The sequence below is a fragment of the Rhodoferax sp. genome, from assembly GCF_028714215.1.
Lineage (GTDB): Bacteria > Pseudomonadota > Gammaproteobacteria > Burkholderiales > Burkholderiaceae_C > Rhodoferax.
In genome coordinates, this window is sequence record NZ_JAQTMS010000011.1 from 1 (window position 1) to 16,604 (window position 16,604).

Below are 16,604 nucleotides of genomic sequence, written 5' to 3' on the forward strand. Positions count from 1 at the left end.
CGAGAGGCCCAAGAAACAGGCCCGATGGGTCACAAAAAAGCGCCAATTTGAACCCGACTTTGCAAAACTTCGGTGCCGTGCGCTGGTGCCGACGTTTTGACGCTACTTATTCACCATAACCCTAAGCTCTCTCCGGCAGGATTCAGGCATGATGTGCCGATGGAGCCATCATGAACGAAAAAATCCGCCAGTTGCTGGACCAGATGAGTGCTCTTGAGGGCGATTTGCGCAAAGCCGTGCAGGAGCAAGAGGTCAGCGCCTTATTCCAGATCAAGGGCAAGCGAGTCGAGTTCGAAGCCTCCATCCGCCAGGCCCACCGGCAACTCAAGAGCGGATTTTTCCACTGGCTGGTGACCTACCGGCCGCAGAACCTGCTCACCGGCCCCATCATCTACAGCATGATTGTTCCGCTGCTCTTGCTGGACTTGTGCGTGAGCTTCTATCAGGCCAGCTGTTTCCCGATTTACGGAATTACCAAGGTGCGCCGCGGCGACTACATCGTGTTTGACCGGCAGCAGCTTGAATACCTCAATTTCATCGAGAAATTTCACTGTAGCTACTGTGCTTATGGCAACGGCCTGATGGCTTACATGAGCGAGATCCTGGGGCGAACGGAGGAATACTTTTGCCCGATCAAGCACGCGCGCAAGGTACTCGGGACGCATTCGCGCTATGCGCGTTTTCTGGCCTACGGCGAAGCCGCCGACTATGAGGCCAAGCTAGAGAATTTTCGCGCCGGGTTAGGAGAAAAAGCAGCCCCCGACAAAACCTGATGCGATGGCGAGCGCTATTTCCCTGGAAAGGCCGCTCGCACCAGCCGGCCTTCGGTGAGTTGGCACTCGCCCTCGCCGCCACCCGACATGCCGCGCGCCGGGTCGACCAGATGGAAGCGGCAACGCATGTACTGCTTGCCCTGCGACTCCAGCGTGGCAACCACCTTGCCCGAGTAGTGCGTGATGAACTGGGTGGTCGGGTACGGCGACGCCAGCGGCCGGCCCCAATAAGGCCAGTCGTTCCAGCCGTTGTGCCAGTGCATCCACAGCGGATTCAACATCTCGGCCCGCGTCTGCTGGGTGATTTGAAAGAACCGGCCCTGGAACGTCACGCCCGGAAGCGTCGCCACCATGCTGCCGGACATGCCGCCGTCGGTGCTGGTCCAGCTGAACGTGACAGGTTCGTCCTGAGCCCCGGTGCCGGACAGTTGGCCGCCACCGATACCGGTGGTGGTACACGCCGCCAAGGTGATCGTGAACAGCAGAAATGCGAAAAGAAATCTTGCGGTTTTCATGATGCGCTCCAAAACAAACGTTCGCCGAACTCCCCAGCCGGCAACGTGAAAACATCCAACAGGGCAAAGCCATTGCGGCAGTTGAGTCTAAGGCCATGCCGCTGTGGCAGGTTGATCTTTCGCAAGACCGCCACGCAGGCGCTGACCACCGCATCAAACGGACCCTGATCGGACCGCCCGGCACATGGCCGGCAGGCGCCCCTACCTGAAACCGAGTTTTGTTTGGGCTCTCGAATTTGGCTTTAGTTCCCTCTGCTCCCACCCTCCCAGGCTCTCGTTACGCTTGTTACATGCGCCCTGGGGGTTTATTTTGCGGACCGGCCGGTCGATCCATGCGCCTTCAGCAAACATTCCTGAAACGCCCGCGTCACCCTTGAAGGCTGAGGGGAACGCCGCACGATGCTGAAAAAACTGCAGCTGTAACGAAACAAAGCCGGCTTGACGGCGCGCATCTGACCGCTGAGCACAAACGCCTGCGCGTAATGGTCGGGCAAAAATCCCAGGTACTTGCCCGACAGGATCAGCGTGGCGATGGATTCCTGGTCGTAGCCGGTGGCCTTGCGCGACAACCGTTGCTGCTGGCTGATTTCCATATTCGGCGAGTGGTAGCCCAGCCCGGCGAAGTTATACCTGCGCAAATCGTCCCAACCCATGGCCGCCGGTTGGGCCTCGAACAGCACACTCCGGGCTCCGCAGTACAGCAGCATGGTCTCGTCAAACAGTTCCTCGTAAACCAGCGTCTCCGAGCTGCGGTGCCCCGGAATGACCCCGACCTGAAACTGGCCATCGATGACGCCACGCTCTATGGTGTTCAGTGGCGCAACGAACAAGTGCAGGCTTACTTCCGGTGCCAGCTCCGAAAACAGGGCGATGGCGCTGCCAATGTGGGCGGCCGGGTTGCTGGCGGTTTTATCGAACACCGCAATGTTGAGCTGCCCGCCCATGCGGCGGTGAATCTCGTCAACACTGGCGCGAAAGGCATCGGCTCCAGCCAGCAGCCGTAGCGTCTCGGTATAAATCTGCTGACCCTCCGTTGTCAGGGCGAAGCCGGCGCGGCCGCGCCGACACAGGGTCAGCCCCAGGCGGGTTTCCAGATCCTTGATATGGCGACTGACGGTGGAAGTGCCGATGTTGAGTTCCAACTCCGCCGCCGCCATGCCGCCGCACTCCACCACACTCTTGAAGACGCGCAGCAGGCGGATGTCCATATCGCTCAGCTGCCCCAGCGCGGCTCGACCTTTTACTTGCATAGATTGACAACTTAATAGTGATACTTATACATTTACAAGAGTAACAGAGACACTCAAAATTGCCAACTCTTCCCCCACCCACACCGGAGACAGCATGAACCTGAACGATGCCCAACACCTGGCCACACCCCGCCTCGACGCCGCCTGGCTGGACGCCCACTGGATGCCTTTTACCGCCAACCGCGAGTTCAAGGCCAACCCGCGCATGATGGTGGCGGCCAAGGGCTGCTATTACACCGACAGCCATGGCAAACAGATCTTCGACGGGCTGTCGGGCCTGTGGTGCTGCGGACTGGGCCATGGCCGCACCGAAATTACGGAAGCGGTGGCACGCCAGATGGCGACGATGGACTACTCGCCGGCTTTTCAATTTGGCCATCCGCTGTCGTTTGCGCTGGCCAATAAACTCAAGGAGCTGACGCCCGCCGGACTGGACTACGTCTTCTTCACCGGCTCCGGTTCCGAGTCCGCCGATACCTCTCTCAAAATGGCCCGTGCCTACTGGCGTGCCAAGGGGCAGGGCCAAAAAACCCGCCTGATCGGACGCGAAAAAGGCTACCACGGCGTCAACTTTGGCGGCATTTCGGTCGGTGGCATCGGCGGCAACCGCAAGACCTTTGGGCAGGGTATCGAGGCCGACCACTTGCCCCACACGCAGTTGGCGAGCAATGCTTTTTCGCGCGGCATGCCGGACAAAGGGGCCGAGTTGGCAGACGACTTGCTCAAGCTCATCGCCCTGCACGATGCCAGCAATATTGCGGCGGTGATTGTGGAGCCGTTTTCGGGCTCGGCCGGTGTGGTGATTCCGCCCAAGGGCTACCTGCAACGTCTGCGCGACATTTGCACCGCCAACAACATCCTGCTGATTTTTGACGAAGTGATTACCGGCTTTGGCCGCGCCGGTGCTTACACCGGGGCCGAGGCTTTTGGCGTCACACCCGACATCATGAATGTCGCCAAGCAAATCACCAATGGCGCGCAACCGATGGGTGCCGTGCTGGCCAAGAAGGACATTTACGACACTTTCATGGCACAAGGCGGGCCGGATTACATGCTGGAATTCGCGCACGGCTATACCTACTCGGCTCACCCCGTGCCCTGTGCCGCCGGCTTGGCCACGCTGGATCTGCTGGTCAAGGAAAATGCAGTGGCCCAGGTGAAAGCACTGGCACCTCATTTTGAAAACGCGGTGCACAGCCTCAAAGGTGCCAAGCACATCACTGACATCCGCAACTTCGGCCTGGCGGCAGGACTGACCATAGACGCCTTGCCGGGCGAGCCGGCACGCCGTCCTTATGAGATTGCCATGGCGATGCTGAAAAAGGGCTTTTATGTGCGCTACGGTGGGGATACCATTCAATTGGCGCCGCCTTTCATCACCACCCCGGCTCAGATCGACAGCCTGATCAACGCATTGGGTGAATCCATCAACCACACGGCTTGAAGCCATTCCCTTGACCTATCCTCTTATGCAAACACTCCCCTTGATTCAACACCTGATTGACGGCCAACTGGTGGCCGGTGGCAGCCGCTCGCAAGAAGTTTTCAACCCAGCCACCGGCAAAGCTGAAAAACGCCTGTTGCTGGCCGACAAGACCACGGTCGAGCAAGCCATCGCCTCGGCCCACGCGGCCTACCCGGCTTGGCGCGCGACACCGCCGCTCAAGCGTGCGCGGGTCATGAGCAAACTGAAGAATTTGCTGGAAGAAAACGCCGAGGCGATCTGCGCCCTGGTCACCGCTGAACACGGCAAGGTGCTGAGCGATTCCATGGGTGAACTGCAGCGCGGCATTGAAAACGTCGAGTACGCCAGCTACGCCCCCGAGTTGCTCAAGGGCGAGCACAGCAAGAACGTCGGCCCGGCCATGGACTCGTGGAGCGAGTTTCAGGCGCTGGGCGTCACCGCCGGCATCACCCCGTTCAACTTCCCGGTCATGGTGCCCTTGTGGATGTGGCCCATGGCGATCGCCTGCGGCAATACTTTTGTGCTGAAACCGTCCGAGCGCGATCCCAGCAGTGCGTTGCTGGTGGCGCAGTTGGCGCTGCAAGCCGGGTTGCCACCGGGCGTGCTCAATGTGGTGAACGGCGACAAAGAGGCGGTGGACACCTTGTTGACCGACAAGCGCGTGCAGGCTGTCAGCTTTGTCGGCTCGACACCGATTGCCGAGTACATCTATGCCACCGGCTGCGCCAACGGCAAGCGGGTGCAGGCCCTTGGCGGCGCCAAGAACCACGCGGTGGTGATGCCCGACGCGGACGTCCCCAACGCCGTCAGCGCCTTGATGGGCGCCGCCTACGGTTCCTGCGGCGAACGTTGCATGGCGATTCCGCTGGTGGTAGCGGTGGGCGATGCGACCGCTGACGCCGTGGTCGCCGGACTGAAGGTCGAAATCGCCAAAATGAAGGTTGGCCCCGGCACCGATGCGGCCAACGACATGGGCCCGCTGGTCACCCAGCAACATTTCAACAAGGTCAAGGGCTTTGTCGACCAGGGCGTCGCGGAAGGCGCGACGCTGGTGGTGGATGGCCGCGGCGTCAAGGTGAACGGCGCTGAAGGCGGTTACTTCCTGGGCGCCTGCCTGTTCGACCATGTGAAACCCGGCATGAAGATTTACCAGGAAGAAATCTTCGGCCCGGTGCTGGGCGTGATGCGCGTCAAAACGCTACAGGAAGCGATGGACTTGATCGACGCCCACGAATACGGCAACGGCACCTGCATCTTCACCCGCGACGGCGAGGCAGCCAGGTACTTCAGCGACAACATTCTGGTCGGCATGGTAGGCGTCAACGTACCGTTGCCGGTGCCGGTGGCGTATCACTCCTTTGGCGGCTGGAAACGTTCGCTGTTCGGTGACCTGCATGCCTACGGCCCGGATGCCGTGCGTTTTTACACCAAGCGCAAGACCATCACCCAACGCTGGCCCTCAGCCGGTGTGCGGGAGGGCGCGGTTTTCAGCTTCCCGACCAACCGGTGAGTCGCTAAACACCGCCTGGAGACGATGGCGTTTGGGTGGCAGGCCCGGGCACTTTTCGACGCAAAAGCCAAGTTGTCCGAGTTCCTCGCGCACGCTCCGGGCCACCGTGTAGCTGGCCAGGGTGGTGCCGGCTCGGCAATGCAGCACCACCGCCTGCAAGGTCGCCTTTGACCACATTTCCGGATTGCGCGCAGGACTGAAGCCATCCAGGTACACCGCATCGGCCGTGGCAACAAGACGCTCCAGCATGGCTTGCACTTGACCGACAGCCAGGGTCAATTGCACGCGTCCGTCGGCAAAGCGAAATACATGAAGGCCCGGTGACAGATCACGCCAGACTTGAGCGAGCTCCTGCGCCAGGACCTGCAGCCGCGCCAACAGCGGGGAGTCTGCCGCGTTGGCCGCCTGAGCGGTCCGCGCACTGCGCACGATGTCGGCCGCCGCTACCGGGTAAGCTTCAATCGATACAAAATGCAGACGATCACAGCGCTGGGGGTCTGCCTCCCATGCCGCCCAGGTCGCAAGGAAGTTCAAGCCCAGGCCAAAGCCGGTTTCGAGCACCGTGAACCGATCCCTGCCGCGCCAGTTGGCGGGCAGGCCACAACCGGCGAGAAAGACCGAGACCGCCTGCGCCAAACCGCCGGAACGCGATCGGTACCGGTCATTGAAACGCGGACTGTGCGGGCTGCCGTCGTCCATCCAGAGCAGAGCTTCGTTCATGGGATAAGCAAGGAACGTTATACCAAACAGGGACCGGTCAGATCCCACATTAGACATATGAATGAAGCGATTGAAATATTAATTGTTGTTCTCTTATTCCTTGTCTTGCCACACACTGCAATCTTTCGCAACAATGAATCTGGAGAACTGCATGCTGATCGGACTACCAAAGGAAATCAAGAACCACGAATACCGCGTCGGCCTGACGCCGGCCAGCGTGCGCGAGCTTACCTCGCATGGCCACCAGGTGTTGGTGCAAACCGGTGCCGGTGCCGCCATCGGCTTGACCGACGAGCAATACACGGCGGCCGGTGCCACGCTGGCGGCTGACGCCAAAACAGTGTTCGCCAAAGCCGACATGATCGTCAAGGTCAAGGAACCGCAGCCGCAAGAGTGCGCCATGCTGCGCCCTGGTCAAATTCTGTACACCTACCTGCACCTGGCGCCGGACCCGGAACAGACCGCAGCCCTTATCAAATCAGGCGCCATCTGCATTGCCTACGAAACCATCACCGGCCCCGGCGGCGGGCTGCCCCTGCTGGCGCCCATGAGCGAAGTGGCTGGACGCATGGCAGTGCATGCGGGGGCTTCGCATCTGGAAAAATCCAAGGGCGGCATGGGCGTGCTGCTGGGCGGGGTGCCCGGTGTACCGGCGGCCCACGTAGCCATCCTCGGTGCCGGTGTCGTCGGCACCCATGCGCTGCAAATGGCGGTGGGCATGGGCGCACGCGTCACGGTGCTGGACAAGAACGTGGACCGTCTGCGGCAACTCGATCTGGTGTTTGGCAACCGCATCAGCACAGTCTATTCCAACGCGCAAAGCGTGGAAGATGCCGTGCTGGATGCCGACCTGGTGGTTGGGGGCGTCTTGATCCCCGGCGCTGCGGCACCCAAGCTGGTAACTCGCAGCATGATTTCGCGCATGAAAAAAGGCGCCGTGATCGTCGATGTGGCGATTGACCAGGGTGGCTGCTTCGAGACCTCGCACGCTACCACGCATGCCGACCCGACCTACGTCGTTGACGGCGTGGTGCACTACTGCGTGGCCAACATGCCCGGCGCCGTGGCCCGTACCTCCACCTTTGCGCTCAACAACGCCACCATTGCACACGCCGTGGCGCTGGCCGACAAGGGCTGGAAGCAGGCCTTGAAAGACAACGCACATCTGAAGAACGGCTTGAATGTGGCCAATGGTCAGGTGACCTACGAAGCAGTGGCACGGGACTTGGGCTACGCTTACGTGAGCGCCGACAGCCTGCTGGCTTGAGGGGGTCGTTGAGCCGGGTGGCACCATGGCAGGACCGGCTCTGCCAGTGATCGCCAGGCTTGCCGTGTAGCTCGGCACAAAATGACGCCGGATCGGGCCCGCAACGCGGGCCCGATCAATTTGCTGGCGCCGCCTCAGTCACCGCAAAACTGGGGTAAATTGCGCCCATGTCTTTGTTTCATTCAGGCCGCAAGGCACAAGCCCCCAATTTTTCCCAATCCGAGTTTCGAACTGCACTGGGCATGTTTGCCACCGGGGTGACGATCATGACCGCCCGCACCGCCGAGGGCGGTCTGGTCGGACTGACCGTCAACTCCTTCAACTCGGTTTCACTGGAGCCGCCACTGGTGCTGTGGAGCCTGGCCCGGGCCGCTGCGTCGATGCTCGCTTTCAGCACCGGATCGCACTATGCGATCAACATTCTGGGATCCGATCAACAGGCACTGGCCAAGCGTTTTGCCGCCAAAGGGGTGGATCGTTTTGCGGATGTGGCGTTCATTGACGGCGTCGGCGGCGCACCTTTGCTGGTCGGAGCGGTAGCCCATTTCGAGTGCTTCAACCGCAGCCGCTACGAAGAAGGCGATCACGTCATTTTTGTCGGCGAGGTGGAACGCTGCGCACACCGCGCCGGCGCCTCACCGCTGTTGTTTCACGGCGGCAAGTTCTACACCGAGCACCCGCTATAGCGCGGCCAGCCACGCCACTGATCGAAGCGCCATGACCCCCCGCAAAAGTCAGCTCGACGGGCTCGCCATCAGCTTGCTGCTGGGCTGCTGCCTGTTCTGGGGCTTTCAGCAAGTATTGGTGAAGGCCACCATCCCCGATCTGCCGCCAGTGTTCCAGGCCGCCATTCGCTTTGTCGGGGCAACGCTGCTGCTGTACCTCTGGTGCCGCTGGCGCGGGGTACGCCTCTTTGCGCGCGATGGCTCCCTCTTCACGGGACTGCTGGCGGGCACTTTGTTCGCCCTTGAGTTTGCCTGCCTGTACGCCGGTTTGCAGTTTTCGGCCGCCTCGCGTCTGACCGTGTTTCTCTACACCTCGCCGTTCTGGGTGGCGCTTTTGCTGCCTCTTTTTGCGCCATCGGAGAGATTGCGCCCCATGCAATGGCTGGGCCTGGCCTTTGCATTTTCTGCCGTGGTGTTTGCGCTGCGCGAAGGCTTGGCGACGACACACAATGCCCAACAATGGCAGGGTGACTTGCTGGCGCTGGCGGCCGGCATGTTCTGGGGACTGACCACGGTGGTCATTCGCAGCTCAAGGTTGGCGCAGGTATCACCCGAGAAACTGCTGTTTTACCAGGTCGGCGTCAGCGCGCTGACACTGCCGCTGCTGTCAGTGTTGCTGAACGAGCACTGGGTCTGGACTTTCGGCGCCTTCGCCATCAGCTCCTTGCTGCTGCAAACCGTGGTCGGCGCTTTTGCCAGCTACCTGGCCTGGATGTGGATGCTGGGGCACTACCCGGCGACCAAGATTTCGTCCTTCGTTTTCCTGACCCCGGTCTTTGCCCTGTTGTTTGGCTCACTCTGGCTGCATGAGCCGGTAACCATCAATCTGATCGCCGCCTTGTTCATGGTGGCGGTCGGCATCGTGCTGGTGAACCGCAAGCCGGCGGCGTAGACAGAACCGGCTCATACCACCCCGGCGCGGTGCAAAGCGGCCACGGCGGCGCCGTCCAGCCCCATCTCGGCCAGCACTTCGTCGGTATGCTGGCCCAGCGCCGGCGGCGCCCGGCGCAGCACCGGTGGCGTCGTCGTCAGACGCAGCGGACTGGCCACGGTGGCGATGGATGCAACCGCTGTCTGTGCGCTGGCGGCAGGATCCAGCGCTTGCCGCACCACCAAACCACGGGCTTTGACCTGGGCATCGTCGAAGGCCTGCCCCAAATCGTTGATCGGACCACAAGGAACCGCCTTGTCCTCCAGCAGCGCAATCCACTGCGCCGTGGTCCGCGTGCCGGTCACCGCCTGCATCAGCGGGATCAGCGCTTCGCGGTTCTTTACGCGCAGTGTGTTGCTGGCAAAACGGGGATCGGCGGCCCATTCAGGATGTGCCGCAGCCTCGCAGAAACGGGCGAACTGCCCGTCATTGCCGATCGCCAGCAACATGGCCCCGTCCAGCGTCTGAAAGTCCTGGTAAGGCGCCAGACTGGGGTGGCTGTTGCCTTGGCGCTGCGGCACTTGGCCGGTGTTCAAAAAACCGGCCGCCTGATTGCCCAAAATGGCCATCCCGACATCCAGCAAAGCCATGTCGATGTACTGCCCCTGGCCGCTGCGATGGCGCACCTCGATCGCCGCGAGGATGGCGCCACATGCGTAGACACCGGTGAAGATGTCCGTCAGGGCGACCCCCACGCGCTGCGGCCCGCCCCCCGGCACTGTGTCGGAGCGGCCGGTGATGCTCATCATCCCGCTCATGGCCTGGATCATCAAATCGTAGCCAGCACGTTCGGCATACGGTCCGTCCTGGCCAAAACCGGTGACGGAACAATAAATCAGACGCGAATTGACGGCTTTCAAACTGGCGTAATCCAGCCCGTATTGCTGCAGACCGCCGACCTTGAAATTCTCAACCAGAATATCGCTTTGCGCCGCCATCTGGCGAATCAGTTGCTGCCCCTGCGGCTTGGCCATGTCGATGGTGACAGAGCGTTTATTGCGGTTGCAGGCGGTGAAATAGGTCGCCTGTGAGGTGTCATTTCCCTGCGCGTCTTTCAGAAACGGGGGTCCCCACTGACGCGTATCGTCCCCCAGGCCGGGGCGCTCGACCTTGACCACGTCTGCGCCCAGATCCGCCAGCATCTGCGTGCACCAGGGGCCTGCGAGTACCCGCGAGAGATCCAGAACCTTGATGTGGCCCAGCGCCGATTGTTTTTCACCCATGAATATTCTTTCCTTTGTTCACTCGCGGTTTATCGGTCTGCCATAGTGGCTTAGGCAGAGAGTTGGATACTGCAAAAGTCAAATCGCCGAGGCACTGGCTTTCGGATATTTCAGTCTTTGAAAGCCAACCAAACTGCGGCTGCAAGGGGGTTGGGGTGGCGACCGATTTAGTTACGACATAACTTGCATGCAAGTTAGTCTCCTCTGAAACTTCGTTTTCTGGGCCTTTGACAGCATGAGGGCGCCGCCCCAGCCCCCTTGCGGCTACCACAAAAGCCGGCATGAAAACAGTAGGAAGATCAGTTCGCAAACGCCGCAATACCGGTTTGCGCCCGGCCCAGAATCAGGGCGTGGATGTCGTGCGTGCCTTCATAGGTGTTCACCACTTCCAGATTCACCAGATGCCGGGCCACGCCGAATTCGTCCGAGATACCGTTGCCGCCCATCATGTCGCGCGCCAGACGGGCAATGTCGAGTGCTTTGCCGCAGGAATTGCGCTTCAGGATGGAGGTGATTTCGCTGGACGCCGTACCTTCGTCCTTCATGCGACCCAGCCGCAGGCAGCCTTGCAGGCCCAGTGCGATCTCGGTTTGCATGTCGGCCAGTTTTTTCTGGATCAGCTGGTTAGCCGCCAGGGGCCGGCCAAACTGCTTGCGGTCCAACACATATTGGCGGGCGCGCAGCCAGCAATCTTCGGCCGCGCCCAAGGCGCCCCAGGCAATGCCGTAGCGGGCCGAATTCAGGCAGGTGAAGGGACCCTTCAAACCTTGCACCTCAGGGAAGGCGTTCTCTTCCGGGCAAAAGACACCGTCCATCACGACTTCACCGGTGATGCTGGCGCGCAGGCCGACCTTGCCGTGAATGGCGGGGGCGCTCAAGCCCGCGGCGCCCTTGTCCAGCACAAAGCCACGGATCGGTCCCACCTGACCGCTCGCGCTCACCTCTTTGGCCCAGACCACAAAGACGTCGGCAATCGGGCTGTTGGAAATCCACATCTTGGTGCCCGACAGCTTGTAGCCGCCGGCCACCTTGTGCGCGCGTGACGCCATCGAACCAGGGTCCGAGCCATGGTCCGGCTCGGTCAGGCCGAAGCAGCCGATCCACTCGCCGGTGGCCAGCTTGGGCAGGTATTTTTGCTTGGTGGCCAAGTTGCCAAATTCAAAAATGGGCAACATCACCAGCGAGCTTTGGACGCTCATCATGGAGCGGTAGCCACTGTCCACGCGCTCCACTTCGCGCGCGATCAAGCCGTAGGCCACATAGTTCAGGCCCGGGCCGCCGTAGGCCTCGGGAATGGTCGGGCCCAGCAGACCCAGCGCGCCCATTTCGCGGAAGATCGTGGCATCGGTTTTTTCCGCGCGGAAGGCTTCCATCACGCGCGGCTGCAGTTTGTCCTGGCAATAAGCGGCGGCGGCATCGCGCACCATGCGCTCATCGTCGCCAAGTTGCGCGTCAAGCAAAAAGGGGTCTTGCCAATTGAAAGATGCATGGGCCATGAGGGATCTCCTGGTAAAAAATTTTGAATCGCCGCAGCGACAGTTGAGAGCGAATGGTAGCGCCGGGCGGCTGGCAACAGCAAACGATTTGTTGTCATCCAGTTATGATGTTTACTAATATGTAAATTCTTGTTGGGATTTCTGGAATTCTCAAAACATATGGTGATGCGTCGTATTTTCCAATATTCATTGCTTATAAAGCTACTAATAAGATAGCAATTGCCATTCAGCTCAACAAGTGCATTATGTATATTTAGCACATCATGCGGAATAAAATACCCTCTCTTCAAGCCCTCTTGTGCTTTGAAGCGGCGGCCCGACACCAAAGTTACACGCGCGCCGCGCAGGAACTGGCGCTGACCCAGGGTGCGGTGTCGCGCCAACTCGCGGCACTGGAGGCGTTCCTGGGCGTGGCCTTGTTTCGACGCACCCGTCACGGCGTGGCACTGACCGAACGCGGCGCCGAATACGCCGCCCAGATAGCGCCGCGCTTGCAGGCGCTGGAACAAGACACACTGGACGTGATGTCGACCCAGGGCAGTGGCGGCGGCATCCACCTGGCGGCAGTACCGACGTTTGCGACGCGCTGGCTGATACCGCGCCTGCCGGAACTGGCCGCATTACACCCGGACATCACCGTCCACATCGAAACCCGCACGCGGGCCTTCATGTTTGCCGATACGCCGTTTGATGCCGCGCTGTACGCCGGGTCCGCCGAACAGATGAGCAATTGGGCCGGCACCCGCGCGGTGCGCTTGCTGTCGGAAGACGTGGTGCCGGTATGCAGTCCCAAGTTTTTGGGCGCCCAGCACGCGCTGACGCCGCAGGCCATTGCGCAACTGCCCCTGCTGCAACAAAGTACCCGGCCAACCGGCTGGCGGCAGTGGTTTGACGCCGTTGGGGTGACTGCGCCACTGGCTTTGTCGGGGCCGCGCTACGAGCTGTTCTCCATGACTGCGGCAGCGGCGGCGCACGGACTGGGCCTGGCGCTGCTGCCGCGCCTGTTGATCGAGGCTGAGCTGCTGCGTGGCGAGTTGGTGGTGGCGTGCCAGCGGTCGGTCCGCGGCGAGCGGGCTTACTATCTGGTGACGCCCGAGCGTGCTGACGAGCGGCCGGTCATGAAAACCTTTCTGACTTGGCTACAGCAAGCCGCACTGCAAACAACCTAGCCACCTATCGGGTGCCGCTGCCGTGGGCCGCGGGAGCCTTCCAGTAGCAGGGTCTACAATCCCGACCCCGTATAGACGCTGACAGGCTGGCCGTTCGGTCATACTGATTGCAGCAGGAGAAGAAAATGCCCCAGACCCCGGTCAACGCCGAAGACAAACGCGCCATCCTGCGCCGCGCCGCGCTTGAATACCACGAGTTCCCAACGGCCGGAAAAATCAGCATTGCCGCCACCAAGCAGCTGGTCAATCAGCATGATCTGGGGTTGGCCTATTCGCCCGGGGTGGCGGCACCGTGCGAGGAAATCGTCAAAGACCCCAATAACGCCTTCAAGTACACCAGCCGCGGCAATCTGGTCGCCGTCATCACCAACGGTACGGCCGTGCTGGGCCTCGGTGACATTGGCCCGCTGGCGGCCAAACCGGTGATGGAAGGCAAAGGCGTGTTGTTCAAGAAATTCGCCGGCATTGACGTGTTTGACATCGAGATCAATGAAAAGCACGATCTCGACAAGCTGGTGGACATCATCGCGTCACTGGAGCCCACCTTTGGCGGCATTAACCTGGAAGATATCAAGGCACCCGATTGCTTCTATGTCGAACGCAAGTTGCGCGAGCGCATGAAGATCCCGGTGTTCCACGACGACCAGCATGGCACCGCCATCTGCGTTGGCGCGGCCATTCTGAACGGCCTCAAAGTCGTCGGCAAAGACCCCAAGAACATCAAACTCGTGACTTCCGGCGCCGGCGCGGCGGCATTGGCCTGCCTGGGCCTGCTGGTCAAACTGGGCATCCCGCGCAAGAACATTTATGTGACCGATCTGGCGGGCGTGGTCTATGAAGGCCGCACCGAGCTGATGGACGAGGACAAGATCGGTTTTGCGCAGAAGACGTCGGCCCGCACCTTGGGTGAAATCATAGAAGACGCCGACGTATTCCTGGGCTTATCGGCCGGTGGCGTGCTCAAGCCCGATATGGTGAAGAAAATGGCGGCCAAGCCGCTGATCTTCGCCCTGGCCAACCCAACACCCGAAATAACGCCGGAAGAAGTGAAAGCCGTGCGCAGCGATGCAATCATCGCCACCGGTCGCTCGGACTATCCCAACCAGGTGAACAACGTACTGTGTTTCCCGTACATCTTTCGCGGCGCGCTGGATGCCGGCGCGTCCACCATCACGGTCGAGATGGAGATCGCGGCAGTGCATGCCATTGCCGAACTGGCGCAAGCCGAGCAAAGCGAAGTGGTGGCGGCGGCCTATGCCGGCGAACAACTCGCCTTCGGGCCGGAGTACCTGATCCCGAAACCCTTTGATCCGCGCTTGATGATGAAAATTGCGCCGGCCGTGGCGCAAGCGGCGGCCGACAGCGGTGTCGCGGTGCGTCCGATCCAGGACATGAACGCCTACCGCGAGAAGCTGCAAAGTTTTGTCTACGCCTCGGGCACCGTGATGAAGCCCATTTTTGCCGCCGCCAAAGTGGCACTTAAAAAGCGCGTGGCGTATGCCGAGGGCGAGGAAGAGCGCGTCTTGCGCGCCGCCCAAATTGTGGTGGACGAGGGGCTGGCCCGGCCGACGCTGATCGGTCGCCCGCTGGTCATCGCCGAACGCATAGAAAAATTTGGCCTGCGCCTGAGCCAGGATGACGACTACGACGTGGTGAATGTGGAGCAAGACCATCGTTACCGGGATTTCTGGCAAACCTACCACCGCATGACCGAACGCAAGGGAATGACGGCACAGGTCGCCAAGATTGAAATGCGCCGGCGCCTGACCTTGATTGGCGCCATGTTGCTGCACAAGGGCGATGTCGACGGCATGATTTGCGGGACTTGGGGCACAACTGCCATTCACCTGCATTACCTGGACCAGGTGATTGGCAAGCGTGCCGGCGTCCACACCTATGCCTGCATGAATTGCGTGCTGCTGCCGGAACGGCAACTCTTTATCGTTGATACACACGTCAACTACGACCCCAGTGCCGAGCAATTGGCTGAGATCACCACCATGGCAGCCGAAGAAATGATGCGTTTCGGCATTCGGCCTAAAGCTGCCCTGCTATCCCATTCCAACTTCGGCAGCAGCGATCAGCCTAGCGCGCTCAAAATGCGTCGTACCCTGGAGTTACTGCGCCTCCAAGCCCCCTGGTTGGCAGTGGACGGGGAAATGCATGGCGACGTCGCGTTGGATGGCAAAGCGCGTGCTGCCCTGATGCCCAACAGCACGCTGACCGGAGACGCCAACCTGCTGGTGCTGCCCAATATTGACGCGGCCAATATCGCCTACAACCTGCTCAAGACCGCCGCCGGCGGCAACATTGCCGTGGGCCCGGTCCTGCTGGGCGCGGCCCAACCGGTGCATATTTTGACAGCCAGCGCCACGGTGCGCCGAATCGTCAACATGACCGCACTGACTGTTGCCGATGCAAATGCGACCCGCTAGCTCTCAGGTCACAAGTTAGCGCCAACTAATAAACGGAATCCCCTTTTTTGGCTGCCTATTTATTAGGCAATCACTTGCATTTTTCGGCCAAATGCGCGACACTACGGGCTTGAAATTTCGGGGTTAACCCGAGGTGTTGTGGGAATTTCAGTTTTCATGTGGCGTCCAACAAGCTTCAAGTTAGTACTCACTGGCTTTGCGCTTGCGGCCGTTTTTGCCACCGGTATTTTGCCGGCCCACGGGTCCGCCCTGACCAGCACTTCGGCCACGGTATCGCTCGCCGAGTTACCCAGACCAGGCGCGCAAACCTATGAGCTGATTCGCCAAGGTGGCCCGTTCGCGCATGAAAAGGACGGGGTCGTGTTTGGAAACCGTGAGCGCTTGCTACCCGTCCAGAAACGCGGCTACTACCGCGAATACACCGTCGCAACACCGGGTTCACGCGCACGCGGAGTGCGGCGCATTGTATGCGGGGGGCAGGTCCGAATGCCGGACGCCTGCTATTACACAGACGATCACTATGCGAGCTTCCGCAGGATCGTGCCCTGAGTTTGGTTTTTGTCATTTTGAAAAGTGAAGCGGAAATGAATATGTCACTTACTCTAGAAACGCCAGCATCGCAGCATGCGGCAACAGACTTGCCGTTGCGCGGCGTGCGGCCCAACATCGTTCAATCGATCCGCGCTTTTCGGGTGCAGGAGTTGCAGGATGCGGCCCAATCGCTGGGTCAACATTTCCTGTACGCCAATCTGGCCAACGCCCAGACCAAGCAGGATGTGCTGGACCTGATCGGTCAACAATTCATGCTGTCGGTCCATGTCGGGAAGAATTTCGACGCACTCTACGACAGCATGACGGACCCGCTGCACAAATCCGGGCCGCAGCCTGGTTTTATTGTGGTGCTGGAACATATCCCGGCCAATGCCAAATTCGACAAGGAAGCGCGCGAGCAGCTGCTCGATATCTTCCGGGACGCGGCCGATTATTGGGGCGATCGAAAAATACCGTTCCGATGTTTCTATTCTTTTCTGTAGCCCGTTCTGCACACACCAGCCAAGCAGAACGGGCGAACGAGGCAAAAAGCATTGAAACCGGCAGTCACACAGTGTCCGGCATTGACCTGAC

The 16,604-nt window shown here is 60.5% G+C and carries 15 protein-coding genes; 10 read left to right on the plus strand and 5 right to left on the minus strand.

Translation table 11 applies throughout. The features are described 5' to 3' along the window. Window positions 1-170: 170 nt before the first annotated feature. A complete protein-coding gene (locus PHS32_RS07195) occupies window positions 171-773 on the plus strand; it encodes a hypothetical protein (RefSeq protein ID WP_301078246.1) in 603 nt (200 codons plus the stop codon). A 14-nt stretch (window positions 774-787) separates the two neighbouring features. Here the strand turns inward: PHS32_RS07195 and PHS32_RS07200 are convergent, their stop codons facing one another. Both PHS32_RS07200 and PHS32_RS07205 read right to left on the minus strand, forming a co-directional pair. Then, complete coding sequence (locus tag PHS32_RS07200; protein ID WP_301078247.1) at window positions 788-1,288, minus strand: hypothetical protein; 501 nt, start codon at window positions 1,286-1,288, stop codon at window positions 788-790. Window positions 1,289-1,593: 305 nt separating this feature from the next. Then, entirely contained in the window at window positions 1,594-2,538 is a 945-nt protein-coding gene (locus PHS32_RS07205) for a LysR family transcriptional regulator (RefSeq protein WP_301078248.1), read from the minus strand. A gap of 94 nt (window positions 2,539-2,632) precedes the next feature. Here PHS32_RS07205 and PHS32_RS07210 point away from each other — a divergent pair, with 94 nt between their 5' ends. Together PHS32_RS07210 and PHS32_RS07215 are read left to right on the plus strand one after the other, a co-directional pair. Beyond that, window positions 2,633-3,982 (plus strand): aspartate aminotransferase family protein, encoded by a 1,350-nt coding sequence (locus tag PHS32_RS07210; RefSeq protein WP_301078249.1) that lies wholly within the window; start codon window positions 2,633-2,635, stop codon window positions 3,980-3,982. 25 nt (window positions 3,983-4,007) lie between these two features. Next, the gene (locus tag PHS32_RS07215) at window positions 4,008-5,513 is read left to right on the plus strand and encodes a CoA-acylating methylmalonate-semialdehyde dehydrogenase (RefSeq protein ID WP_301078250.1); all 1,506 of its coding nucleotides are present in this window, start codon (window positions 4,008-4,010) and stop codon (window positions 5,511-5,513) included. On the opposite strand, the gene mnmD is transcribed toward PHS32_RS07215, so the two are convergent. Further along, window positions 5,463-6,233: a tRNA (5-methylaminomethyl-2-thiouridine)(34)-methyltransferase MnmD gene (gene mnmD, locus PHS32_RS07220; RefSeq protein ID WP_301078251.1), complete on the minus strand. Its 771-nt coding sequence runs from the start codon at window positions 6,231-6,233 to the stop codon at window positions 5,463-5,465. The genes PHS32_RS07215 and mnmD overlap by 51 nt on opposite strands. Before the next feature lie 151 nt (window positions 6,234-6,384). On the opposite strand from mnmD, the gene ald reads away from it, so the two are divergent. The 3 genes from ald (at window position 6,385) to PHS32_RS07235 (ending at window position 9,117) form a co-directional block, all read left to right on the plus strand. Continuing rightward, a complete protein-coding gene (gene ald / locus PHS32_RS07225; protein WP_301078252.1) occupies window positions 6,385-7,500 on the plus strand; it encodes an alanine dehydrogenase in 1,116 nt (371 codons plus the stop codon). Window positions 7,501-7,667: 167 nt separating this feature from the next. Then, window positions 7,668-8,186, plus strand: a complete 519-nt coding sequence (locus PHS32_RS07230) for a flavin reductase family protein (RefSeq protein ID WP_301078253.1) — start codon at window positions 7,668-7,670, stop codon at window positions 8,184-8,186. 31 nt (window positions 8,187-8,217) lie between these two features. Further along, window positions 8,218-9,117, plus strand: coding sequence for a DMT family transporter (locus PHS32_RS07235; protein WP_301078254.1), 900 nt, complete (start codon window positions 8,218-8,220; stop codon window positions 9,115-9,117). A gap of 11 nt (window positions 9,118-9,128) precedes the next feature. On the opposite strand, the gene PHS32_RS07240 is transcribed toward PHS32_RS07235, so the two are convergent. Further along, the gene (locus PHS32_RS07240) at window positions 9,129-10,379 is read right to left on the minus strand and encodes a CaiB/BaiF CoA-transferase family protein (protein ID WP_301078255.1); all 1,251 of its coding nucleotides are present in this window, start codon (window positions 10,377-10,379) and stop codon (window positions 9,129-9,131) included. A gap of 299 nt (window positions 10,380-10,678) precedes the next feature. Further along, window positions 10,679-11,875 (minus strand): acyl-CoA dehydrogenase, encoded by a 1,197-nt coding sequence (locus PHS32_RS07245; RefSeq protein WP_301078256.1) that lies wholly within the window; start codon window positions 11,873-11,875, stop codon window positions 10,679-10,681. Window positions 11,876-12,138: 263 nt separating this feature from the next. Here PHS32_RS07245 and PHS32_RS07250 point away from each other — a divergent pair, with 263 nt between their 5' ends. The 4 genes from PHS32_RS07250 to PHS32_RS07265 all read left to right on the plus strand — a co-directional run bounded on the left by PHS32_RS07250 (window position 12,139) and on the right by PHS32_RS07265 (window position 16,513). Further along, window positions 12,139-13,044 carry a LysR substrate-binding domain-containing protein gene (locus tag PHS32_RS07250; RefSeq protein WP_301078257.1) on the plus strand — a complete coding sequence of 302 codons (906 nt, stop codon included), beginning with the start codon at window positions 12,139-12,141 and terminating at the stop codon, window positions 13,042-13,044. Between the two features lie 125 nt (window positions 13,045-13,169). Continuing rightward, entirely contained in the window at window positions 13,170-15,479 is a 2,310-nt protein-coding gene (locus PHS32_RS07255; RefSeq protein WP_301078258.1) for an NADP-dependent malic enzyme, read from the plus strand. Between the two features lie 156 nt (window positions 15,480-15,635). Beyond that, a complete protein-coding gene (locus tag PHS32_RS07260) occupies window positions 15,636-16,028 on the plus strand; it encodes a ribonuclease (protein ID WP_301078346.1) in 393 nt (130 codons plus the stop codon). A 35-nt stretch (window positions 16,029-16,063) separates the two neighbouring features. Beyond that, a complete protein-coding gene (locus PHS32_RS07265) occupies window positions 16,064-16,513 on the plus strand; it encodes a barstar family protein (RefSeq protein ID WP_301078259.1) in 450 nt (149 codons plus the stop codon). Window positions 16,514-16,604 lie beyond the last annotated feature (91 nt).